Below are 22,606 nucleotides of genomic sequence, written 5' to 3'. Positions count from 1 at the left end.
CTGATAAGCACAGCGCCATCAGGCAGTTCCGCGCACCGTGCCGGATGCGGCCAACGCCTTATCCGGCCTACAAACTACACGCAGCCGCAGGTCTGATAAGCACAGCGCCCTCAGGCAGTTCCACGCACCATGCCGGATGCGGCTAACGCCTTATCCGGCCGACAAACTACATACAGCCGCAGGCCTGACAAGTGCAGCGCCATCAGACCGCTCTGCGCAACGTGCCGGATGCGGCTAACGCGTTATCCGGCCTACAAACTACACGCAGCCGCAGGTCTGATAAGCACAGCGCCCTCAGGCAGTTCCACGCACCATGCCGGATGCGGCTAACGCCTTATCCGGCCTACACACTACATGCAGCCGTAGGCCTGATAAGCACAGCGCATCAGGCAGTTACACGTCCCCATGCCGGATGCGGCTAACGCCTTATCCGGCCTACAAACTACATACAGCCGTAGGCCTGATAAGCACAGCGCATCAGGCAGTTACACGTCCCCATGCCGGATGCGGCTAACGCCTTATCCGGCCTACAAACTACACGCAGCCGTAGGCCTGATAAGCACAGCGCATCAGGCAGTTCCGCGCACCGTGCCGGATGCGGCTAATGCCTTATCCGGCCTACAAACTACATACAGCCTTAGGCCTCATAAGCTGTGGGAACATCGGCATTTGGCAAATCAGGCCATATCCAGCGCGGTTTTACCGTTTGGCGCCGGATACGCCTTATCTAACTGCTTCAACTCATCTACAGAGAGCATTATCCCCAGCGCGGCGGCATTTTGTTCGACATGCGCTACGCTTGCGGCTTTCGGGATGGCTATTACACCCGACTGACGAATCACCCATGCCAGCAAAATCTGCGCAGCGCTAACATTGTGCGCACGCGCGATGTCATTCACCACAGAGTTAGAAAGCAAATCTCCACGCAGTCGTCCCGCCTGAGCCAGCGGACTGTATGCCATGACCGGCATCTGCTGCTGCTGGCACCACGGCAGTAAATCATATTCAATACCGCGCGAGGCTAAATGATAAAGCACCTGATTAGTGGCACACTCTCGTCCACCGGGTACCTGCCATAACGCCTGCATATCATCATAATCGAGATTTGAGACGCCCCAACGGCGGATTTTCCCCTGCGCAATCAGTGTTTCCATGGCATCGATGGTCTCTGCAAATGAAAAATCGCCCATCCAGTGCAGCAAATAGAGATCCAGATAATCAGTTTTCAGTCGACGCAGACTCGCTTCGCAGGCGGCAATGGCTTTCTGTCCACCGGCATTCCATGGGTAAACTTTCGAGACTAAAAAAGCGCTATCACGCCGTCCCGTTAATGCTTCACCCACCACCTCTTCCGCTGCACCATCAGCGTACATTTCTGCGGTATCAATCAATCGCAGGCCGAGATCCAGTCCGGCCTGCAGCGCAGACACTTCATCCCGGCGTCGGCTTGGATCCTCGCCCATGTACCATGTTCCCTGCCCAATAGCAGGAAGCGATACCTGGTTTGTAAACGTCACCTGTTTCGCTGTCATCGCACCCTCCTGTGTTAATGCACCACAGTAAAGCAAAACAACGTGCATGTGTCCTGTTAGGGTGCACAAATTGCACCATCATGGATTGGAAACCGATTGTTAAGGCGAGCGCAATAAAAAGCCCGGGAACAGCAGATGTTCCCGGGCCGAAAAAATACAAAATCTTATCTACGAAGTGGTTATTTCAACCGACCTAAATATTTCCCCTCTTTCATAGCGTTGATTTTTCCGTTTTTATAGACGATAACGGAAATCAAACCTGCGCTATAAGACTGAGCTTCAGCACTATTCTCATCATTTGCCGCAGGTTTGCCATTAATATAAGCAATGCCATCAGCACCACGTTTAAAGTCCACTCCAAGTTTATTCACATGCACGGGCGTGATTTTACTGGCGTGTACCGGGGCATTCGTGTCACTGACCATGGTTTTATGTTCATGCTGTAACTGTTGACGATAAGCCTCACTGATGGCATACGCAGGCGCAGCAGAGGAAGCCACCAGAGCAGCGATAATAATTAATTTCTTCATTAGTTAAACCTTAATATTTATCGTGTTTGTCGTGGTGACTGGAATTTGTATCATTTGTGCCATACAAGTTTTGCGCATTTTCCATAGCCTGTTTTTCAGCGGCAGCATTGATTGTCGCCTGACGGTTTTGCTCCGCAACATAACAGGCATCACGGCTCACACCCTTGCTTTCGCAAGCATTCATGCGTGAAGCCTCGGAGGAACAACCAACCAGAATCCCGCCCATCACAGCTATCATGATTAACTTTTTCATTATATATACCAGGTTTATTCTCAAAAAATCCACATGGCGAATTATATTTAATGCCATGAATAGTTGCTGTCGATACTTTAAAGTTTAATTAATATCTGCAATGGGATATTTAATGTCAATTTTATTTTTTTCAGATAAATACCTAAAGATGTAAAATTAAAATCAATCGATTAATTTTTGTTTTTTTCACATGAAAGTTAACTTTCGCCATGAGATAAACATGCTAAAAGAGTTATCAATAATTTTCATTGTGCTTAACAATAAGAAAATAACGCTTACCTCGATCATAAACCCTAGTATTATCAACGCATTGTATAGCTACAAACCATTACCTCATGACAATGACTTGCTAAACCTTCACGACTATATTTCATTCAAAAATGAATAGATAACAGGCTAATAAAATAGCAGGTTTATTTTTAGTAACAGCGACAGGAATAATACGTTAAAAATTCGTTGTCGCCTGACAGAATGCCAAAACAGCACAAAAAATCAAATCTCATGTTTTAGATCAATATTCATCTCCGTCACGCACAAAAAAGCCCGCACTGATGCGGGCTAGTGCTTGACGCGCAGTAGCATCAGAACTTGTAAGTTACACCCACCGAGAAGATGCCAGACCAGGACTTATCGACCATCGGACTGTCCTTCACTTCATCACTCAAGCGCACATAACGGCCAGTTCCGTATACGTTCCAGTTTCCAATGAAGTTATAGCTCGCGGTCAACTCCAGGTACGGATCCCATCCATCGTCAGCGTTGTAGCTTTTCAGACCACTGCGGCGAGACTCGTGATTGGACACGCCATAATAATAGTCGTTGTAGTTTTCGCTGCTGTACTGCACACCGATACCCGGCGTCAGAGTCAGCCCACCATTAGTGTAACGGTAGAGCCAGGCCAGATCCCAGATAAAGCCGTTGCTGTTATCCAGAGTATCACCCGCCAGTGCAGTACGCAGGAAACCATACTGGGTGTTATGTACATACGAAAGGCCAGCCATCATGCTGCTTTTACGCTTGTCGAGTTGGCGCAAAGCATGGCTATCGCTATCACCTGGCTTGAAATGCGTCGGATCATAGTACGCCATGATGGAAAGCTTATCTGTCGTATCATTCCACAAATAGTAACCGCCACCCAAGCCGTGGAACCAGACATTATCGCCTTCATAGGTGACAACCGGAACAGGGTAAACATCGCGGTCATACTGTTTGTACGGGCTGTTAATCACGCCGACACCCGCGCCAACAGTCCACTGACTTTCCGCCTGTGCGGTGCTAACTGCGGTTGCGGCAAGGACGCCAAGTGCCAGAAGTTTGAGTTTGGTCACAATCCATAATTCCTTATTCAAATGTGTAGCGGTCAAAGTGTAACCGCCAATACGCTTCAGCCCAACTATTTTACGTATTCGCCCCAGAATGTAACCCCCTAATTTCTCAGCGAGTGATGACATTTTGCTTGCAGGACGGTGAACACCGCATGAATCCCGCTCCAATTCTTTACATAAGATGTGCTTTTTTTGCTGATGAGTTATTGATATGCCATTGAAATTCATTTGCGCACACAGGCAAGTTTTGCAAATGCCATCTACGCTTAATTTTAGAAGGTGTATCACCGAATACGTTGATCTCCTGACCACCAAAATGGCATGAGAGTTGCTTATTTCTTCAGCAGCGACGTCGTTCAGTTTACCTCTTCAGGGGCCTCTACTATTCATATGAACGGCTCTTAACATGTGCTAAAAAACGAAAGGACGGCATACCATGAATATATTCGATCACTATCGCCAGCGTTATGAAGCTGCCAAGGACGAAGAGTTCACGCTGCAGGAGTTTCTTACCACTTGTCGGCAAGATCGCAGTGCTTATGCCAACGCGGCAGAGCGGCTATTAATGGCTATTGGTGAGCCTGTCATGGTCGACACTGCCCACGAACCTCGACTTTCTCGACTCTTTTCGAATCGGGTAATTGCACGCTATCCCGCCTTTGAAGAGTTTTACGGCATGGAAGATGCCATTGAGCAGATTGTTTCTTATTTGAAACATGCGGCTCAGGGTCTGGAAGAGAAGAAGCAGATCCTGTATCTGCTGGGGCCTGTGGGAGGGGGGAAATCATCTCTTGCTGAGCGACTGAAGTCGCTGATGCAGAGAGTACCGATTTATGTCCTGAGTGCCAATGGCGAACGTAGCCCGGTCAACGATCATCCGTTATGCCTGTTTAATCCGCAGGAAGACGCGCAGATCCTGGAAAAAGAGTATGGGATCCCGCGTCGCTATCTCGGTACGATCATGTCGCCCTGGGCTGCGAAACGTCTGCACGATTTCGGCGGGGACATTACAAAATTCCGCGTCGTTAAAGTCTGGCCGTCTATTCTGGAGCAGATCGCAATCGCCAAAACGGAGCCTGGTGATGAAAACAACCAGGATATTTCTGCGCTGGTCGGGAAAGTGGATATTCGTAAACTCGAACACCACGCCCAGAACGATCCTGATGCCTACGGTTATTCGGGTGCACTGTGCCGCTCAAACCAGGGGATTATGGAGTTCGTTGAGATGTTTAAAGCACCGATTAAAGTGCTGCATCCTCTGCTGACCGCCACCCAGGAAGGAAACTACAACGGGACAGAAGGTATCTCTGCCCTGCCGTTTAACGGGATTATTCTTGCCCACTCGAACGAGTCCGAATGGGTAACGTTCCGTAATAACAAAAACAATGAGGCGTTCCTTGACCGTGTTTACATCGTCAAAGTGCCTTATTGCCTGCGTATCTCTGAAGAGATCAAAATTTACGAAAAACTGCTTAACCACAGTGAGCTGACCCATGCGCCTTGCGCACCGGGCACACTGGAAACGCTCTCTCGCTTTACCATTCTTTCTCGCCTGAAAGAACCTGAGAACTCGAGCATTTACTCGAAGATGCGCGTTTACGATGGCGAAAGCCTGAAAGATACCGATCCGAAAGCGAAATCCTATCAGGAGTATCGGGATTACGCCGGGGTTGATGAGGGAATGAACGGTCTGTCCACGCGTTTCGCGTTTAAGATCCTCTCTCGCGTCTTTAACTTTGACCATGCCGAAGTGGCAGCTAACCCGGTACATCTGTTTTACGTACTGGAGCAGCAAATCGAACGTGAACAGTTCCCGCAGGAGCAAGCTGAGCGTTATCTTGAGTTCCTGAAAGGCTATTTGATCCCGAAATATGCTGAATTCATCGGCAAAGAGATCCAGACGGCTTATCTCGAATCCTATTCCGAATACGGACAGAACATTTTCGACCGTTATGTCACTTATGCGGATTTCTGGATTCAGGATCAGGAGTATCGCGACCCGGATACCGGTCAGCTGTTTGACCGCGAGTCACTGAACTCAGAACTGGAGAAAATTGAGAAGCCGGCGGGTATCAGTAACCCGAAAGATTTTCGTAACGAGATCGTCAACTTTGTTCTGCGTGCCAGAGCGAATAACAGCGGTCGCAATCCAAACTGGACCAGTTACGAAAAACTGCGCACGGTTATTGAGAAGAAAATGTTCTCCAATACCGAGGAGCTGCTGCCGGTCATTTCGTTCAATGCTAAAACCTCGACTGACGAGCAGAAAAAACACGACGATTTTGTCGACCGTATGATGGAAAAAGGCTACACGCGTAAACAGGTGCGTTTACTGTGCGAATGGTATTTGCGCGTACGTAAATCGTCTTAACATAAGTGCCCGGTGGCGCATGCGCTTACCGGGCTTGCAAAACAATGTTCCGTAGGCCGGATAGCGCCAGCGCCATCCGGCACTTACAGGCATGGCGAACAGTTGGCAGTACGGGGGGCTTATGACCTGGTTTATTGACCGGCGTCTTAACGGCAAAAACAAGAGCACGGTAAACCGCCAGCGCTTCTTACGCCGTTATAAATCGCAAATTAAACAGTCGATCTCCGAGGCCATTAACAAGCGTTCGGTGACTGATGTGGATAGCGGCGAATCTGTCTCTATTCCGACTGATGATATTAGCGAACCAATGTTTCATCAGGGACGTGGTGGCCTGCGCCATCGCGTGCATCCGGGTAACGACCATTTTGTGCAGAATGACCGCATTGAACGCCCACAGGGCGGCGGTGGCGGTTCAGGAAGCGGACAAGGCCAGGCCAGCCAGGATGGTGAGGGTCAGGATGAGTTCGTCTTTCAGATCTCTAAAGATGAATATCTCGATCTGTTGTTCGAAGATTTAGCACTTCCTAACCTGAAGCAGAATCAGCAGCGTCAGCTAACGGAGTACAAAACGCACCGGGCAGGTTTTACCTCTAACGGTGTGCCTGCCAACATCAGCGTGGTGCGATCCCTGCAAAACTCACTGGCGCGCCGCACGGCGATGACAGCGGGTAAGCGTCGCGAACTGCATGCTCTCGAAGCGGATCTGGAAACCATCGCGAAAAGCGAACCAGCACAGTTGCTGGAAGAGGAACGGTTACGCAAAGAGATTGCCGAACTACGGGCAAAAATCGAACGCGTGCCATTTATCGACACCTTTGATTTACGCTACAAGAATTATGAAAAACGCCCCGACCCTTCCAGCCAGGCGGTAATGTTCTGCCTGATGGACGTCTCTGGTTCAATGGATCAGTCGACCAAAGATATGGCTAAACGTTTTTATATCCTGCTGTATCTGTTCTTAAGCCGGACCTATAAGAACGTGGAGGTGGTTTATATTCGCCACCATACCCAGGCGAAAGAAGTGGATGAGCACGAGTTCTTCTACTCTCAGGAAACCGGGGGAACCATTGTCTCCAGTGCGCTGAAGTTAATGGATGAAGTGGTGAAAGAACGCTACAACCCTGCCCAATGGAACATCTATGCTGCACAGGCATCGGACGGTGATAACTGGGCGGATGACTCACCACTGTGTCATGAGATTTTGGCGAAAAAACTGCTGCCAGTGGTCCGCTATTACAGCTATATCGAAATCACTCGCCGCGCTCACCAAACCTTGTGGCGTGAATACGAACATCTGCAATCAACTTTTGATAACTTTGCGATGCAACATATTCGCGACCAGGATGATATTTACCCGGTATTCCGCGAACTGTTTCATAAACAAAGTACGACCAGCAATAGTTAACCACCTAAACAAATCAGCCAGAGGTTATCTTCTCTGGCTGATTTTTTACGGGTGCTGTTTTTTCATCTTATCAATATTCATCCGTTTATCCTTTTTATTTTCCCTTTACAGAGCAGCAGGCAATGTAATTGAGTTGATGACGTTGCGAACGGAAGAAGCGAAACATTTTCAGGAAACGACGACGATTTTCGCTCGTGCGTAAGCCGTTAAACAAAATTTTTACCGCCCCCGTAAGCCCTTCATCACGAACTAATCCGCGCGGCGACATCAGCGACATGTTGCCATTCTGCTGCAGGACCTGTTCGAACCCGCAGTTAAGAAACAAATCACGCCAGCCTTGTCTGGTCATTGGGCTAACGTTTGATTTCACCACATCGACAAGCTGGCCCTGATCGCCCGCGCCCAGTTTTTGGGCGGTGAACATAATATCGTGGGTGAGCAGACGCCCACCGGGCTTCAACACGCGATAATATTCGGCAATTAACTTCGCCTTCGCTTTATCGGCATACATTGTCAGCATGGCTTCGTTAATCACAACATCGAAACTGTTATCCGCAAAAGGAAGAGTGTTGGCGTTAGCAGCCATCACATGAATATGATTTTCCAGACCATTTGCCGCTACGTTATTCCTTGCATTTGACAGTGCGGTTTTATCCATATCAATGGCGTATACGGTACAGCCATAGCGTTGAACTAACTCTATCGCCGTCGTGGCCATGTTGCACGCCACTTCAAGTACCTGGCTGCCGGGCGTCAGCTGTGACTGGCTAAACAACCATTCTGTTGCTTCAACGCCGCCCGGACGCAGACGGGTTTTGCCCAGGCTGGCTAAAAATGTATGACCCGCTTTTTCAGTCGCGCTCATTGGCCTGTCTCCTTTCTGTAAGTTGCATTATAAATACAACATTAAGAGTTAAAGGTGAAGTACGCGAATGATTTTTATTTCAAAATGTCCTTTCCCGTAGCGTTAGAGCGGATGTATGCCGTGTGATAGACTGAAGTATCAGACTTACAGGGCTGTAAATCATTATGAAATTGCATCATAAAGCGCTCAGGATCTTTATCTCCGTCAGCGTAATTGTTTTGACGTCTTCTTTTTTGGTTTATGAGCTCATTGCCAGCGATAAAGCAATGAATGCGTACATGCGCTATATCAATGAGAAAGCCGACTCCTCGTTTCTCTATGATAAGTACACAAATCAGAGCATCGCAGCCCATCTGATGCGCACATTTTCATCCCCTCAGGGACCTGCTTCTCTCGAACAGCAAAAAGTACTTTGCAACGCTTTCGACAGCGTTAACGGTACTCATGGGCTCAATCTCACTAAGCGCAACTATCTGCCATTACACGGTACGTTGCAGACAACCTCAACAAAATGTAGCGAACAGCTTGATGACATTTTTCTGCTGCCCTCTTTTGATCGGGCGGTCAATGTTAATCGCCAGCAGAAAGATTACGGTCAGGGATTAGGGACGCTGGAGTATAAATTTCGATATTACGTCGATCTCAAAAATAACTACGTTTATTTCTATGATGTGATCGACTCGCGGAAATTTGCGATACACAACTGGTCGTTTTTGCAAAAAGGTACGTTGGGAATCGACCAGAATGATATTGATGGTATTTTTACTGGCCGCACGGTGATCTCCAGTATTTATGAAGATAACCTGACCGAGAAAAAGGTGATGAGCTTTTTAACACCGGTCTACTATGCCAGTAAGCTAAAAGGCGTGGTGATGGTGGATATTAATAAAGAGAATTTACAGAATATTTTCTATACCAGCGACCGCCCTCTCGTCTGGCGTTATCTTAACGTAACGGTCTCTGACACCAGTTCAGGTAAAGAGATCCTCGTTCATAAAAGTGAAACCGATCTGTTCCGCTATGTTCACTATGAGAAGGACATACCTGGCGGTATACGTATCACCCTCTCACTTGATGTTATGTACTTTATTGTCTCGTCCTGGAAGATATTCGCCTTCTATCTACTGGCAACGATATTGCTGTTGAATATGGTCAGAACGCATTTTCGTTTGTATCACAACGTCACAAGGGAAAATGTCAGTGATGCGATGACAGGGCTCTACAACCGTAAAATTTTAACGCCAGCGCTTGAGCAGCGTTTGCAACAGTTGGTGAACACGGGAACGCTCGTGACCTTTATCGCCATTGATTGCGACAAACTAAAAGTTATTAATGATACGTTGGGGCATAAGGAAGGCGATCGCATTATCACCATTTTGGCCAAAGCTATTCAAACGTCCATTCGCAAAAGCGACTATGCCATCCGCCTCGGCGGCGATGAGTTTTGCATTATCCTCATCGATCACCCCAGTGAATTAACGCCCCGCCTGCTGGAGAGGATTCGTTATAACTTACAAATTATTGCGCAAGATAGATCAATCAGCTTCTCTGTCGGGATTTATAATATGCAGCCAAACGACACCATTGATGATGCCTACAAAGCATCTGATGCACAGCTCTACCTGAACAAACAGAAAAAACGCACCGATGCGTAATTATTTTTATGACAGGATTTTCATTGTTGTACCAGGAGTAAGTCATGACGGAAGTAAACAAAGGTAACGCAACGCACCAGCGTTTAATCTCCCTGTTGTCAGAACACGGTGCGACCTACCGCATAGTCAGCCATGAAGCCGTAGGCAAATGTGAAGCTGTCTCTGAAATTCGCGGTACCGCACTGGGTCAGGGTGCAAAAGCGCTGGTCTGCAAAGTAAAAGGCAACGGCGTCAATCAGCATGTTTTGGCGATCCTCTCTGCCGATCAGCAGGCCGACCTGAGCCTGTTAGCCAGCCATATTGGCGGGTTGAGAGCGTCACTTGCCAGCCCGGCGGAGGTAGATGAACTAACAGGCTGCGTATTTGGTGCTATCCCACCGTTCAGTTTTCATCCGAACCTCAAGCTGGTCGCCGACCCGCTGTTGTTTGAGCGTTTTAATGAAATTGCGTTCAATGCCGGAATGCTGGAAAAATCCGTGATCATGGATACCGCAGATTACCTGCGCATCGCGCAACCGGAATTAATCCCGTTCCGCAGAGAACAATAACTGCACAAGTTAGCAGTAAAAAACATCGCTTCGTGCGTTAGCCCAAAAAAAATTATAATCATTAAAAAAAGCCTGTTCGGTCACGCATTTACGCGTACAGTAAGCAGGCTTATTTTTTCTTTTGGCAAGGAAACTACGATGTTTGATGTCACTCTGCTGATCCTGCTCGGACTGGCAGCTCTGGGCTTTGTCAGCCACAACACCACTGTCGCTGTTTCAATTCTGGTGCTGATTATTGTCCGTGTTACCCCTCTGAATACCTTCTTTCCCTGGATTGAAAAACAGGGCCTGACCGTCGGGATTATAATTCTGACCATTGGCGTCATGGCGCCGATCGCCAGCGGAACGCTACCGCCCTCCACGCTCATCCACTCCTTTGTGAACTGGAAATCACTGGTTGCTATTGCCGTTGGGGTATTTGTCTCCTGGCTTGGCGGACGCGGCGTTACGCTAATGGGCAGCCAGCCTCAGCTTGTTGCTGGTTTACTGGTGGGCACGGTACTGGGCGTGGCGCTGTTTCGTGGTGTGCCAGTGGGGCCGCTTATTGCGGCAGGTCTGGTCTCATTGATTGTTGGGAAGCAGTAGCCAGCCCATTCAGATAACGGCCTGGTGTCTGTCCCAGGCCTTTTTTGAACATAGTGATAAATGCCGTGGTCGAATCGTACCCGAGCATTTGCGCGACCTGTTGTACATTGCGACCATCAATTAACGCCTGCAGCGCCAGAATCAGCTGGAGCTGGTGACGCCAGCGGCGAAAACTCAACCCCGTTTCTTTGACGACCAGGCGAGCAAGGTTACGTTCACTCATCGCAAATACGCTGGCCCATTGTCCCAACGTCTGCCATTGTGAAGGCTCTCTCGCCATCGTTGCGACCATTCTGCGAATTTTCGGGTGATCGGAAACCGGTAACTGCATTTGCTCCTGGGGTTGCTGCGGCAGTTCATCAAACAACACTTGCGTCAGCCGCTGGGTTGCCGGCTCCAGCCGTTGGGCATCCGTTTTGGATGCCAGCGCCAGAATAAGCTCCCGGCACAACGGAGCAATTTTCAGCGTGCAGCAACGATCGGGCATCACGACGGCCTGCGGCTCAATAAACAAAAAGCACAATTGCGCGCCAACGGTAACGTGGTTGCTGTGTGGAATTTCACCGGGGATCCACACCGCATATTGCGGGGGCACCATCCACATAGCATTCTCAACCTCACAGGTGATCGCGCCATGCAATGCCAGAATCAACTGGCCTTTACGGTGCTGATGCAGCGGACTGAAAAGTTCATCTTCCCGGGCCTGAATACAAAACGCCACCGCCGCATCGTGGTGAAGATCGGGTTCGTACCCATCCAGCCTCAGTCCTAACATAAAAATGTCCGATTTAAGCGATAAACTGTCATTTTAGCTTGATTCATCCATTGAGTAAAAACGCTAAGGTATCGCCTCGCCTGACGATATGAGAAAAAAATGACAAATACACCTTCCTCCCGTGGCAAGAACGCAGCGTTGCTGATCGCGGGGATCCTGATGATTGCCACCACATTGCGCGTCACCTTTACCGGTGCAGCCCCGTTGCTGGATGCAATTCGCGCCGACTACGGTCTGAGCACCGCCCAGACGGGGCTTCTGACCACCCTGCCACTGCTGGCTTTCGCACTGGTTTCACCTCTGGCTGCCGCCGTTGCGCGCCGTTGGGGTATCGAACGCAGCCTGTTTGTTGCTATGCTACTGATTTGCGTGGGTATTGCGATACGTTCTCTGCCCTCACCAGGGTTCCTGTTTAGCGGCACCGCTATCATTGGTTGCGGAATCGCATTGGGAAATGTGCTTTTACCCGGACTGATTAAGCGTGATTTTGCTCAGCATGTGGCGAAACTCACTGGCGCATACTCGCTGACCATGGGCGCAGCAGCGGCACTGGGTTCCGCCATTGTGGTACCGCTGGCGTTGAACGGGTTTGGCTGGCGCGGTGCGCTGATGGTACTGATGGCCTTTCCGCTACTGGCACTGATTATCTGGTTACCCCAATGCCGCCAGATGGCCAATGCCAGCTTGAGCAGCTCGCGCGCTCTGCATTCCCGCGCGATCTGGCGCTCCAGCCTCGCCTGGCAGGTGACGCTGTTTCTGGGGATCAATTCGCTTATCTACTACGTCATCATCGGCTGGCTGCCCGCTATTTTGATCAGCCATGGCTACAGCGAGGCGCAGGCCGGTTCGCTGCATGGTTTACTGCAGCTGGCGACCGCCGCGCCGGGATTATTGATTCCTCTCGTCCTGAACAGATTTAAGGATCAGCGCGCCATCGCCGCACTGGTTTCATTAATGTGCGCCGTCGGCGCGGCGGGATTCGCCATAATGCCCGACCAGGCATTGCTATGGACCATCCTGTTTGGCTTTGGCTCAGGCGCGACGATGATTCTCGGCTTGACCTTTATTGGCCTGCGCGCAAGCTCAGCGCATCAGGCTGCTGCCCTGTCCGGCATGGCACAGTCTGTCGGATATTTACTGGCGGCCTGCGGACCACCACTGATGGGGAAAATTCACGACCTCAACGATAGCTGGCTGATTCCTCTTGGCGGGGTCGCCGTGTTAGCGATGCTGATGGCGGTATTTGGTCTGTGCGCGGGGCGTAATCGGGAGATCGCGAGCGCATAATACACAGGGCAGGTTCGTGAACAACCTGCCCGTTTTTTTATCCGCGCGCGGCGCGCAGCATCGCCTGAACTAACGGTACGGGTTTTCCCGCCAGCGCTCCGCGTTCATGCTGAAAGAGCGTGCCAACATAAAATGGATGCGTCACCAGCTCAATGGCACGAATATCACCAGCCTCATCCCAACCGGTCACCCGAAGATCGCCGCTTTCAAGCTCGGCGGCAAAATCCTCCGATACGCCATAGTTGCAGTGATATCCCTCGGTGATAACATCCCGCCCGTAGGCTTTGGCAATCAGCGTATTGGCCCGCAGCTCAATATCATCCGTTTTTTCTACCAGCGAGCAGGTCAATGGTGCTATCACCATCCGACCCGTGGTGTCCGTCTCGGCGTGGGCGGCATCGCTCCAGCCCAACACGTTGCGGGCGTACTCCAGAATCGCATGTTGAAAGCCGCCGCAGGTCCCCAGGAACGGGATGCTGTTTTCACGCGCGTAGCGTATCGCTATCAGCGCCCCTTCAAGATGGCGATATGGACTGCCTGGAACGACCCAGATGGCATCATAACCAATCAAGTCCTCACTGCTGTTGATATCAGATGTAGTTAGCCAGTCATAATCAGCCACCAACTCTAGGACGGCGGCAGCATCATCGATAGCAAGGGGAATAGCCTGGTGCGCCACAATATCGGGGCTGTAATCGCCCACCAGCGCAATGCGAAGCGTATCTTTAATTGGGGAAATTTCCATTAAGCTTTCCTTGTGTCCTGACAATAAGGGACAGCATAAGGAGCCTCAGCCTACCGACTTTTTAGTGGTATCACAATCCCTTAAATTGGGAGTCAGGGCGGGCAAAATGCTATAATGGTCACGTTTTACGATCTTATTTAACCGTAATAAAGTTGATGATAAATACCTGAGCGGTAGCTGAAAGGAGCGGATGAAGAGATGAAGATTCAGTGTAAACGCGTGTATGACCCGGCAGAAAAAAGCGATGGTTATCGCGTGTTGGTCGACCGGTTGTGGCCACGCGGGATAAAAAAGACTGACCTTGCTTTCAACGAATGGAATAAAACGCTGACGCCATCCTCTGAATTGCGCAAAGCATTCCACGCAGAACTGATCGATTTTTCACACTTTTCCGAGCAATATCGCGCAGAGCTGGCCCAACAGCAGCAGGAAGGAAAGCGCCTCGCAGAGATTGCCCGACAGCAAACCTTAACGCTACTGTATGCGGCGAAGAATACCCAGCAAAACCACGCGCTGGTGCTCGCTGAATGGCTACGTCAATGCTGACCGCGTATTACTTGGCCGTTGCCGGATGATCTCTACGCCAGAGTGACCATTCATCAATTACTTCCCCGTTGGGTAGTTTGCAGTCAGACTTAACACCTTGCGGAGTCTGCACCGCAATCAGCGAGCCGCCCTTTTGTTCGCAATACACCGATGCTGGATTCGCCATGCCAACTTTCGGTGGCACAGGCGCTTCCGGTTCCGTGGTACACCCCGCCAGTACCAGCAAGCCGGGCAAAACAATAGATGCCAGTTTCATATTTACTCCTGTTAAAAACCTTATCCTGGCAGGTTACCCCGACTTTCCATCTATCTCCATGTTTTCCTGCCAGCTATCCATTTTATGTTTACATTCTGAGCTGGATGGCGTGTTTCATCTTTCACCTCGATGTTCTATCATGCGGGCAACGTCAGCCCAGTCATTACTCAGGAGCATTTACATCTCATGTCGGACATGATCCTTGCCAGAGTCTCACAGTCCTTAGCTACGGAGCAGTCAGTTGAGAGTCTGGTTCGCCAACTTCTGGAGATGCTGGAGATGGTGACTGAGATGGAATCAACCTACCTGACCAAGGTCGATCTGGATGCCCGTCTGCAGCATATTCTGTATGCACGTAATAGCCGCCAAATGCAGATCCCCGAAGGGCTATCCGTGCCGTGGGATGAAACGCTGTGCAAACGCGCTATTGAGGAAAACTGTCTGTACAGTGACAACGTGCCCGCACGCTGGCCGGAATGTACCGCCGCTCGCGCACTGGACATCACCACCTTTCTGAGCACTCCCGTTCATCTTCCTGACGGAACGTTTTACGGTACACTCTGCGCTACCAGCCGCCGCCAGCAGGCATTGAGCCAACGTGGAGAACAAGTATTACATCTGTTTGCCGGTCTGATCGCCCAGTCGATTCAAAAAGAGTCGCTGGTTGCTCAGTTACGTGAAGCGAACGCTGCGCTGATTGCTCACTCCTACACCGATGCCCTGACCGGTTTACCAAATCGGCGCGCAATATTTGAAAATGTGGAAACCCTTTTTTCGCTTGCCCGCCATCTCAGGCAGAAGATAGTTGTCGCCTATATCGATTTGGATGATTTCAAACTGATTAATGACCGCTTTGGCCACGAGGTTGGTGACCAGTTCCTGATCCAGATTGGGCAGCGCCTGCTCCGTGAATGTAATGATAATGACATTCTCGGTCGACTGGGCGGTGACGAATTTTTAGTCGTTCGCCTGTCAGCGGAAGATGAACTGGATCAACTTATGCGTCTGCAGCAGGTGAAAAATCAGCTACAACAGCAGATTTGCGGTGACTACCACCTGGGTGACATTCATCTGTATTATCCTGGTGCCAGTCTGGGTGTGGTGGAAATTGATCCGCTGGAGACTGATGTAAACTGTGCGCTTCATCTTGCAGACAGCGCAATGTATCAGGATAAAAAACGTCAGGATAAAACCCCTTTTGTCGTACATTAAGCCCTGCTATGCTGGCTCGTCTTTAAATAACTCTGGTAGATAATCGTATGCGACTCGGTATTATTTTCCCTGTCATTATTTTCATTTCCGCTGTCGTTTTCTTATCCTGGTTTTTCATTGGCGGCTACGCTGCGCCGGGAGCATAACGATGAAAAAAACAACGATTATTATGATTGGCGTGGCTATCATCGTGGTTCTGGGCACGGAACTGGGGTGGTGGTAACCAAAATAAAGGCCACTTATCAGTGGCCCCTATTGTCTGTATGTTTACTTAGCTTTTGATTTTTCTGTAGATAAACAACACCACAATCGCACCGATAACCGCTACGACGAAACTGCCGAAGTTGAAACCATCAACTTTACCAAAACCAAAGAAGGTACTGATCCAGCCACCCACTACCGCACCGACAACCCCTAAGATAATGGTCATAAAGAATCCGCCGCCATCTTTACCCGGCATAATCCATTTTGCCAAAATCCCAGCGATAAGACCGAAAACCACCCATGAAATAATGCCCATAATTTTCCTCACTTATGTTTTTAAATTAACGATTCACTCGTTGTATAAAAGCATAGCATAGCGCTGAAAAATTAAAATTTGTGATCGTTATCACTTCATATTTTCATCTTTTTCCGATGTTTCATAAGGTTATGACTGCTGACCGGCAGGCTAAATTTTTGCCGCTCCTCGTCATTAATGTCGAATCGTCAGTCATTATGCTTAACTCTTTTGCCGTCAGCCCCGTTATTGCTAGGTTTTCACTTCTGGCACACTTTATGCTTAAACAACCCGTCGCTACGACAAATCGTAGTCCGCGGTGCTTATCGCGCGGCTGCGTCTACAATTCGCGCTATTTCAGCATTTAACAGGTCTGTTATTGATGAAAAAAATCACCAGTGTTTGCCCATACTGTGGGGCCGGGTGCAAGCTCAAGCTTGTTGTCGAAAATAACAAAATCATCCGAGCCGAAGCCGCAGAGGGTGTAACGAACCAAAATCAGTTATGCCTGAAAGGCTATTATGGTTGGGACTTTCTTAACGACACACACCTCCTGACTCCCCGTCTGACTCGCCCGATGATCCGTTATGAAAAAGGTGGCAAATTCACGCCCGTTAGCTGGGATGAAGCCATTCGTTACACCGCAAAACGCTTATCTGAAATCAAAAATACCTATGGCCCTCGCGCCATCATGACTACCGGCTCTTCCCGTGGAACCGGAAATGAAACTAACTACGTGATGCAAAAATTCGCACGTGGCGTACTTCATACCAATAATGTCGATTGTTGTGCCCGCGTCTGTCATGGCCCTTCCGTTGCCGGATTACAGGAAACGTTAGGCAATGGCGCCATGAGCAATTCCATCAGCGACATTGAAAACTCAAAATGCCTGCTGATCTTTGGTTATAACTGCGCCGACTCGCACCCAATCGTGGCCCGACGAGTGATTAAAGCTCGCCAGAATGGCGCAAAAATCATTGTCTGCGACCCACGTCGTATTGAAACCGCCCGTATTGCTGACCAACATTTGCAGTTGAAAAACGGTTGCAACATGGCGCTGGTTAATGCCTTTGGTCATGTTCTTATCGAAGAGCAACTCTACGATCGCGAGTATGTGCAAAAGCATGCGGAAGGGTTGGAAACATACTGGGAAACCGTTAAGGGCTATGCGCCTGAAGCCGTTGAACATTTAACCGGCGTTCCCGCACAGCAGGTTCGTCAGGCAATGCGTACATTTGCCGCAGCACCATCGGCAACCGTAATGTGGGGGATGGGCGTCACCCAGTTTGGTCAGGCCGTTGATGTGGTTCGCGGTTTGTCGAGCCTGGCGTTGTTGACCGGGAATCTGGGTCGCCCTAACGTCGGCGTTGGTCCCGTTCGCGGGCAAAATAACGTGCAGGGGGCGTGCGATATGGGGGTACTACCTAACCAGTTCCCGGGGTATCAGGACGTGACCGATTCCGCCGTCAGGGAAAAATTCGCCAGCGCATGGGGCATTGACGTTAATCAGATGGATGACAAGGTTGGAACGCGCATCACCGAAGTTCCTCACCTTGCTATCGAAGGCAAAATAAAAGCCTACTACATCATGGGAGAAGATCCGCTGCAAACCGAGGCGGACCTGGGCCTGGTTCGCGAAGGGTTTAACGCGCTCGATTTTATCGTCGTGCAGGATATCTTCATGACTAAGACAGCGGAAATGGCCGACGTCCTCCTGCCGGCCACCTCATGGGGCGAACATGGCGGTGTCTTTACCTGCGCCGATCGTGGCTTCCAGCGTTTTGAGAAAGCGATTGAGCCCACCGCTGACGTAAAGCGTGACTGGGAGATTATCAGCCTGCTGGCCAGCGAAATGGGCTATCCGATGCAGTATCAAAATAACCAGCAAATCTGGGATGAGATGCGCGAGCTGTGCCCACTGTTCTACGGCGTGACCTATGAGAAAATGGGGGAAATGGGGCATGTTCAGTGGCCGTGCCCCGATCTCGATAGTCCTGGTACGCCGTACCTTTACGCGCACAGCCAGTTTGATACCGTCAACGGCAAAGGCAAACTGTTTGCCGCACCGTGGCGAGCGCCCGCAGAAGTTCCGGATGACAATTATCCGCTGGTGTTGTGTACCGTGCGTGAAGTTGGGCATTACTCCTGTCGCTCGATGACCGGTAACTGCGCAGCGTTACAAGCGTTGGCTGATGAACCAGGATATGTGCAAATCAATACCCATGATGCCGAAAAACTGGGTATCCGTCATCGTGATCTGGTGTGGGTCAGCTCGCGTCGGGGTAAGGTCATCAGCCGTGCGGATGTATCCGAGCGTATCAATTCCGGAACGGTGTATATGACCTATCAATGGTGGATTGGTGCATGCAACGAGTTGACCCAGGATAACCTCGATCCAATCTCGAAAACGCCGGAAACCAAATATTGTGCCGTAAATATCGAGCACATTAGCGATCAGAGATGGGCTGAAAAGTATGCCGCTCAATCGTATAGCGACATGAAATCACGCTTATGTGAGGCCATTGCGTAATTCCCCACCATCGCGACCTGAGTCTGGTTACCCAGACTCAGGTCTTATCTCATTACTTTACCAGGTGAGGTTCGCTGAAGCGGATGGAGGCAGTTTCCTCCTGCTTATCCCGCTGCATAAAGCCAAGGTTCATCAGGAACAATCCCGCCATAAACGGTAGTTCATACAGTTCTTCAATCAGATCGCCATAATGGGCATTGTGCAGGAAGATGGGAGCCAGCAGACGATGATGCTCTACCGTATCGGAAATCAAAAATGCGCAGGCGGTAATCGCCAGCATCCAGACAGGTAACGGTTCATTACGTAGGCGTCGGACAATATCCAGGCGTAAACGCTTCGACAACAGCACCGGCAGAATAATCATGGCAATTAATACGACGGAGATGGCTCTGAAAAGGAGTTTAGGATGCTCAGGGAAATAGTCACGGCCCCAACTGGTGCTTCTCCCCAGCAATACCAACCACCACACGGCTGCCCAAAGCCAAAATTGCTTCTCTCCTTCAGGGCGTGATAAAGGCCGGATATAGCCAAGGGTAAATACCGCACCAAACAGTAGCCATAGCGCCTGCCCATTTTCGATCCATCTGACGACAGTGCCGTTAAGCAGCGGAAGATTCCAGTTCGCGGTGAACGGAATCGCCACAATGACCAGTCCTAGAATAAGTGTGGGGAATGTAATTTGGGTATTCAGTTTCATAAGCGCGATGTTCTGTATTGTTACTTTTTTGCGATCATAACGCCTGTGAATGATCGACAATTAGCATTCAATGCGGATTTCTTAAGGTATTCTTAAGGAATCTTTTTCGGACATCACTACGTTCAACACAAATAAAAAAACCGCACGGCGCCGTCAAAACGCTGTGCGGTTAGTACATTAAAATTCTGTGTATTCAATCAGTAAGAGTATTTAACGCCTACCATCCGCAGACTTCATGCTCATTCTCGGTATCGTACGAACGAACGGTATTGACCAAGTCTTTGACCACTTCTGCTGCCACATCCGGCACCAGTAATGTCATCGGCGCTTCTGTTTCATAATCAACAGAAACGCCGTTACTGTTATTGGTCACGGTTACGGTATAGGTTGCTTTGCCCATGATTTACTCCTTGCCGGTGCGCACGACTTTTCGTTGATTTGCACTCTCCATCAGAACTTCCGGGGCAACGAAAAAATCGATATTAAAGTAAGTGTCGTCGGTCATCACTTCGATGTTATGCCATTTTTCCGGCGGAAAAACGCCAAACTGACCGGCTTCAATAACCATCACCTCTACTGGCTCCGGACTGTGTTCATCGGCGTATCCGAGATATTTGACCGCCCCCTGCATAACAGAAAGTCGTGGATAAACCCCGGCACGAGTTCCTTTATCAAGGTGGCGTTCGAAAATTCCGGCAGGCGCAGTTTCTTTGTTCCAGAATGGTGTAGAGCGTGTATGGATATGATTCTGTGGAATTTGAAGCATTTTTCTTCCCTTTTCCAGTCGACAACCAGCGAGTCTTATTGAATCGCTGCTGTACACAGGGTACGCCTCAAAATATACATTTAAAATACCATTTATTGGTTATAACCCTACAATTACAACTGAAAAGCAAAGCGTCATATTGAAGGCCCGCCGCAACCAGCGGGCCAATGGCATCACGACTGAAGCGTGGCCAGACGAGCGGCAAAACCAACGAAAATCAGGCCGATTAGGGAATTACCCACTTTAGCCAGTTTTTTCTTCGTGCGAATATACTGCGTCACGAACGCGCCGGAGAAAATAAGGAAGCTCAGATAGAAAAAGCTCACTACTTCAAGCGTAATGGCCAAAATAAAGAATGACAGCCCTGAGTGCGGTGCATTGACATCAATAAACTGCACAAAGAACGAAACATAAAACAAAATAGCTTTGGGATTCGTCAGGCTCAGAATTAATGCACGCTTAAAAATAGCGCCAAACGGGACTTCCTCAGGTGCGGCGTCGCTTGCTTTCGATTTCAGTGTCGCATACAGGATCTTCGCACCGAGGTACAGCAGATAAAACGCGCCAAGATAGCGAACGATGTTGAACAAAACGGGCGTTGTTTTGATCAATGCGGCAACACCAGCATAGGCCAAAAACATCAACACGGCATCACCGATAAACACACCGCTTGCGGCGAGATAACCACCCTTCACTCCCCGACCGACGCTGTTCTTCAACACAAATATCGTATTTGGCCCCGGTACCAACACGATAAAAATGGCTCCCACCAGATACGTCCAGTAATTCAGAACTCCATACTCTGCGAACACGTTAACCTCTTCCTGAAAAAACACATGCACTTGCTGCGATACAATATGCTAACGAATGCATCGGGTGATGGAAAGAGAAGGTTATGAATTAAAAAACCCGCCACTGGTGACGGGTGTGTACAGATAAGGTTAGTCCGGATTAATGGTGCAGCATCTCATCCACAACCTCTTCTCCCTTCAACTGATAAGGGTAGTAGGTAGGCCAGTTTTCCATCTCTTCAAGCAAGGCTGCCTGCGAGGTATTTCCCATAAAGATATGGAAGTGGCTCGATTTACGCGGCGCGATAATATGATCGCTAAATTGCACATATTTAGGCGCTTTGCTGTCAGCAGCTTTACACTCAAACAGATACCGTACACCTTTCTTGCCTGATTTATAATTCAGGATCTTATATCCGGCGTAGTCGTATTTACATGATGCAACCTGATTCCCGGTATGAAACTCCATCACGCCATTTTCAATACCGATAGTGTCTACGTTGGTTGCATAGCCTGTACGGTAATACGCTTTGATTTGTTCTGCCGTTTTGCTTTTATCTTTCTCCGCTTTCTTTTTGAATACTGGATCAAGTTCGCCGCTGACCAGATACGGATAAACAGATTGCCACATGCCATCCCAGTCGGTCAGCGCCCTGTTCTGCACCTGGTTGTCATCAAATACCCCTTCCGACGCCTTTTGTTCTGCTTCACTCATTGGCGCACCATGGGAATGATGACCATGCGCCAGAACCGAACTACTGACTAAAAGCATCCCCAGAGCGATTGTTAGTTTCTTAAAACGAATAGCCAAAATTTCACCCTCAAATCATTTGCGAGTGAATTGTTATAATATAACATCACATTCAAATCAACGACGTTGTGAAGCATTTAACCGCTCTGGTGCGCGATTTTCCAACGGCTGTCAAAATGGGCCTGATACTGCGCAACAACGGCAGGTTCGTCACGAATAACTAACACATTTTCAGAGTTGGCAAATTCTGCGGATTTGGCAAAGTTGAACGAACCGGTTTCCAGCGTGTCGCCATCAATAATCATTACCTTGTCATGCTGGATGTGGTAGTGACCATCCAGTTGCACATCAACCCCATTCGCGGCAGCAAAAGCGATGGCCTTCTGGCTAACCTTGCCCTGGTTTCGTTTCTTATCGATAACAGCCCGAACCACTACACCTCTCTTTTCAGCGTTTACCAGGGCCTGAACAATATCTGCAGACTGAAATGAATAAGCCATCATATCGATGCTGTGCTGCGCATGCTTAATTGAATCCAGCACTAAAGCCCGAGCCGACCCTTCCGGTGAAAAACCCACCTGAATGGAAGCATGAGCTGCAAAAGCACCCGCCCCGTACATTAGCGCAGCCACAGCGATAGTTTTTACGATCACGTTAGTTATTTGCCTGAAATGCGAAAGAG

General features: G+C 49.3%; 25 protein-coding genes and 1 pseudogene. 11 read left to right on the top strand and 15 right to left on the bottom strand.

The window, feature by feature from the left end:
* Positions 1-677: 677 nt before the first annotated feature.
* The 4 genes from OGY10_RS10235 to OGY10_RS10220 all read right to left on the bottom strand — a co-directional run bounded on the left by OGY10_RS10235 (position 678) and on the right by OGY10_RS10220 (position 3,643).
* Positions 678-1,532, bottom strand: a complete 855-nt coding sequence (locus tag OGY10_RS10235) for an aldo/keto reductase (RefSeq protein ID WP_060682326.1) — start codon at positions 1,530-1,532, stop codon at positions 678-680.
* A gap of 179 nt (positions 1,533-1,711) precedes the next feature.
* Entirely contained in the window at positions 1,712-2,062 is a 351-nt protein-coding gene (locus OGY10_RS10230; protein ID WP_032943110.1) for a hypothetical protein, read from the bottom strand.
* Between the two features lie 10 nt (positions 2,063-2,072).
* Positions 2,073-2,315, bottom strand: coding sequence for a hypothetical protein (locus OGY10_RS10225; RefSeq protein WP_286576720.1), 243 nt, complete (start codon positions 2,313-2,315; stop codon positions 2,073-2,075).
* Positions 2,316-2,896: 581 nt separating this feature from the next.
* Positions 2,897-3,643, bottom strand: coding sequence for a MipA/OmpV family protein (locus tag OGY10_RS10220; protein ID WP_032943108.1), 747 nt, complete (start codon positions 3,641-3,643; stop codon positions 2,897-2,899).
* Between the two features lie 433 nt (positions 3,644-4,076).
* On the opposite strand from OGY10_RS10220, the gene yeaG reads away from it, so the two are divergent.
* Both yeaG and OGY10_RS10210 read left to right on the top strand, forming a co-directional pair.
* Positions 4,077-6,011, top strand: a complete 1,935-nt coding sequence (gene yeaG / locus OGY10_RS10215; RefSeq protein ID WP_003030707.1) for a protein kinase YeaG — start codon at positions 4,077-4,079, stop codon at positions 6,009-6,011.
* Between the two features lie 121 nt (positions 6,012-6,132).
* Positions 6,133-7,416 carry a YeaH/YhbH family protein gene (locus OGY10_RS10210; protein WP_008784519.1) on the top strand — a complete coding sequence of 428 codons (1,284 nt, stop codon included), beginning with the start codon at positions 6,133-6,135 and terminating at the stop codon, positions 7,414-7,416.
* A gap of 94 nt (positions 7,417-7,510) precedes the next feature.
* Here the strand turns inward: OGY10_RS10210 and OGY10_RS10205 are convergent, their stop codons facing one another.
* Entirely contained in the window at positions 7,511-8,281 is a 771-nt protein-coding gene (locus OGY10_RS10205; protein ID WP_191226110.1) for a class I SAM-dependent methyltransferase, read from the bottom strand.
* Between the two features lie 164 nt (positions 8,282-8,445).
* On the opposite strand from OGY10_RS10205, the gene dgcJ reads away from it, so the two are divergent.
* The 3 genes from dgcJ (at position 8,446) to OGY10_RS10190 (ending at position 11,069) form a co-directional block, all read left to right on the top strand.
* The gene (gene dgcJ / locus OGY10_RS10200) at positions 8,446-9,936 is read left to right on the top strand and encodes a diguanylate cyclase DgcJ (RefSeq protein WP_032943106.1); all 1,491 of its coding nucleotides are present in this window, start codon (positions 8,446-8,448) and stop codon (positions 9,934-9,936) included.
* A gap of 44 nt (positions 9,937-9,980) precedes the next feature.
* Positions 9,981-10,484: a YbaK/prolyl-tRNA synthetase associated domain-containing protein gene (locus OGY10_RS10195; RefSeq protein WP_057068583.1), complete on the top strand. Its 504-nt coding sequence runs from the start codon at positions 9,981-9,983 to the stop codon at positions 10,482-10,484.
* A gap of 138 nt (positions 10,485-10,622) precedes the next feature.
* Positions 10,623-11,069, top strand: a complete 447-nt coding sequence (locus tag OGY10_RS10190; protein WP_003832453.1) for a DUF441 domain-containing protein — start codon at positions 10,623-10,625, stop codon at positions 11,067-11,069.
* Here the strand turns inward: OGY10_RS10190 and OGY10_RS10185 are convergent.
* Positions 11,046-11,844: pseudogene (locus OGY10_RS10185) on the bottom strand (AraC family transcriptional regulator). The gene OGY10_RS10190 and the pseudogene OGY10_RS10185 sit on opposite strands and share 24 nt — an antisense overlap.
* 99 nt (positions 11,845-11,943) lie before the next feature.
* On the opposite strand from OGY10_RS10185, the gene OGY10_RS10180 reads away from it, so the two are divergent.
* Positions 11,944-13,131 carry a CynX/NimT family MFS transporter gene (locus OGY10_RS10180; protein WP_008784514.1) on the top strand — a complete coding sequence of 396 codons (1,188 nt, stop codon included), beginning with the start codon at positions 11,944-11,946 and terminating at the stop codon, positions 13,129-13,131.
* Between the two features lie 37 nt (positions 13,132-13,168).
* Here the strand turns inward: OGY10_RS10180 and OGY10_RS10175 are convergent, their stop codons facing one another.
* The gene (locus OGY10_RS10175) at positions 13,169-13,876 is read right to left on the bottom strand and encodes a CTP synthase C-terminal region-related (seleno)protein (protein WP_020996459.1); all 708 of its coding nucleotides are present in this window, start codon (positions 13,874-13,876) and stop codon (positions 13,169-13,171) included.
* 198 nt (positions 13,877-14,074) lie between these two features.
* Between OGY10_RS10175 and OGY10_RS10170 the strand changes: the two genes are divergently transcribed.
* Positions 14,075-14,422 (top strand): DUF488 domain-containing protein, encoded by a 348-nt coding sequence (locus OGY10_RS10170; RefSeq protein ID WP_003832445.1) that lies wholly within the window; start codon positions 14,075-14,077, stop codon positions 14,420-14,422.
* 7 nt (positions 14,423-14,429) lie between these two features.
* Here the strand turns inward: OGY10_RS10170 and OGY10_RS10165 are convergent, their stop codons facing one another.
* Positions 14,430-14,678 (bottom strand): putative hemolysin, encoded by a 249-nt coding sequence (locus OGY10_RS10165; protein ID WP_048214378.1) that lies wholly within the window; start codon positions 14,676-14,678, stop codon positions 14,430-14,432.
* 186 nt (positions 14,679-14,864) lie between these two features.
* Between OGY10_RS10165 and OGY10_RS10160 the strand changes: the two genes are divergently transcribed.
* Genes OGY10_RS10160 through yoaJ form a run of 3 tightly spaced genes read left to right on the top strand, consistent with a single transcriptional unit; the run spans position 14,865 to position 16,113 of the window.
* Positions 14,865-15,890: a sensor domain-containing diguanylate cyclase gene (locus OGY10_RS10160; protein ID WP_191226113.1), complete on the top strand. Its 1,026-nt coding sequence runs from the start codon at positions 14,865-14,867 to the stop codon at positions 15,888-15,890.
* A gap of 47 nt (positions 15,891-15,937) precedes the next feature.
* Complete coding sequence (locus OGY10_RS10155) at positions 15,938-16,036, top strand: YoaK family small membrane protein (RefSeq protein ID WP_032941789.1); 99 nt, start codon at positions 15,938-15,940, stop codon at positions 16,034-16,036.
* Positions 16,037-16,038: 2 nt separating this feature from the next.
* Complete coding sequence (gene yoaJ / locus OGY10_RS10150) at positions 16,039-16,113, top strand: protein YoaJ (protein WP_095533175.1); 75 nt, start codon at positions 16,039-16,041, stop codon at positions 16,111-16,113.
* A 48-nt stretch (positions 16,114-16,161) separates the two neighbouring features.
* Here yoaJ and OGY10_RS10145 read toward each other — a convergent pair whose 3' ends face one another.
* On the bottom strand, positions 16,162-16,410 hold the full coding sequence (locus tag OGY10_RS10145; RefSeq protein ID WP_003832440.1) for a GlsB/YeaQ/YmgE family stress response membrane protein: 249 nt from the start codon (positions 16,408-16,410) through the stop codon (positions 16,162-16,164).
* Between the two features lie 361 nt (positions 16,411-16,771).
* Between OGY10_RS10145 and fdhF the strand changes: the two genes are divergently transcribed.
* Complete coding sequence (gene fdhF, locus OGY10_RS10140; protein ID WP_286576716.1) at positions 16,772-18,919, top strand: formate dehydrogenase subunit alpha; 2,148 nt, start codon at positions 16,772-16,774, stop codon at positions 18,917-18,919.
* A 52-nt stretch (positions 18,920-18,971) separates the two neighbouring features.
* Here the strand turns inward: fdhF and OGY10_RS10135 are convergent, their stop codons facing one another.
* From OGY10_RS10135 to OGY10_RS10110, 6 genes are all read right to left on the bottom strand, one after another.
* Positions 18,972-19,616, bottom strand: a complete 645-nt coding sequence (locus OGY10_RS10135) for a hypothetical protein (RefSeq protein ID WP_008784508.1) — start codon at positions 19,614-19,616, stop codon at positions 18,972-18,974.
* A 217-nt stretch (positions 19,617-19,833) separates the two neighbouring features.
* Positions 19,834-20,016 carry a DUF1869 domain-containing protein gene (locus OGY10_RS10130; protein WP_003832433.1) on the bottom strand — a complete coding sequence of 61 codons (183 nt, stop codon included), beginning with the start codon at positions 20,014-20,016 and terminating at the stop codon, positions 19,834-19,836.
* Positions 20,017-20,019: 3 nt separating this feature from the next.
* Complete coding sequence (yeaR, locus tag OGY10_RS10125) at positions 20,020-20,382, bottom strand: DUF1971 domain-containing protein YeaR (protein WP_003030735.1); 363 nt, start codon at positions 20,380-20,382, stop codon at positions 20,020-20,022.
* 173 nt (positions 20,383-20,555) lie between these two features.
* Positions 20,556-21,194 carry a leucine efflux protein LeuE gene (gene leuE / locus OGY10_RS10120; protein WP_003832429.1) on the bottom strand — a complete coding sequence of 213 codons (639 nt, stop codon included), beginning with the start codon at positions 21,192-21,194 and terminating at the stop codon, positions 20,556-20,558.
* A gap of 139 nt (positions 21,195-21,333) precedes the next feature.
* Positions 21,334-21,984 carry a metal-binding protein ZinT gene (gene zinT / locus OGY10_RS10115; protein ID WP_003832427.1) on the bottom strand — a complete coding sequence of 217 codons (651 nt, stop codon included), beginning with the start codon at positions 21,982-21,984 and terminating at the stop codon, positions 21,334-21,336.
* A 77-nt stretch (positions 21,985-22,061) separates the two neighbouring features.
* Positions 22,062-22,577, bottom strand: a complete 516-nt coding sequence (locus tag OGY10_RS10110; RefSeq protein WP_057068589.1) for a phospholipase D family nuclease — start codon at positions 22,575-22,577, stop codon at positions 22,062-22,064.
* Between the last annotated feature and the right edge of the window lie 29 nt (positions 22,578-22,606).

Origin of the sequence: Citrobacter sp. Cpo148, assembly GCF_030332375.1 — a bacterium.
Lineage (GTDB): Bacteria > Pseudomonadota > Gammaproteobacteria > Enterobacterales > Enterobacteriaceae > Citrobacter > Citrobacter portucalensis.
Note: the sequence above shows the minus strand (reverse complement) of the source record. Positions and strands in the feature narration are given on the sequence as shown.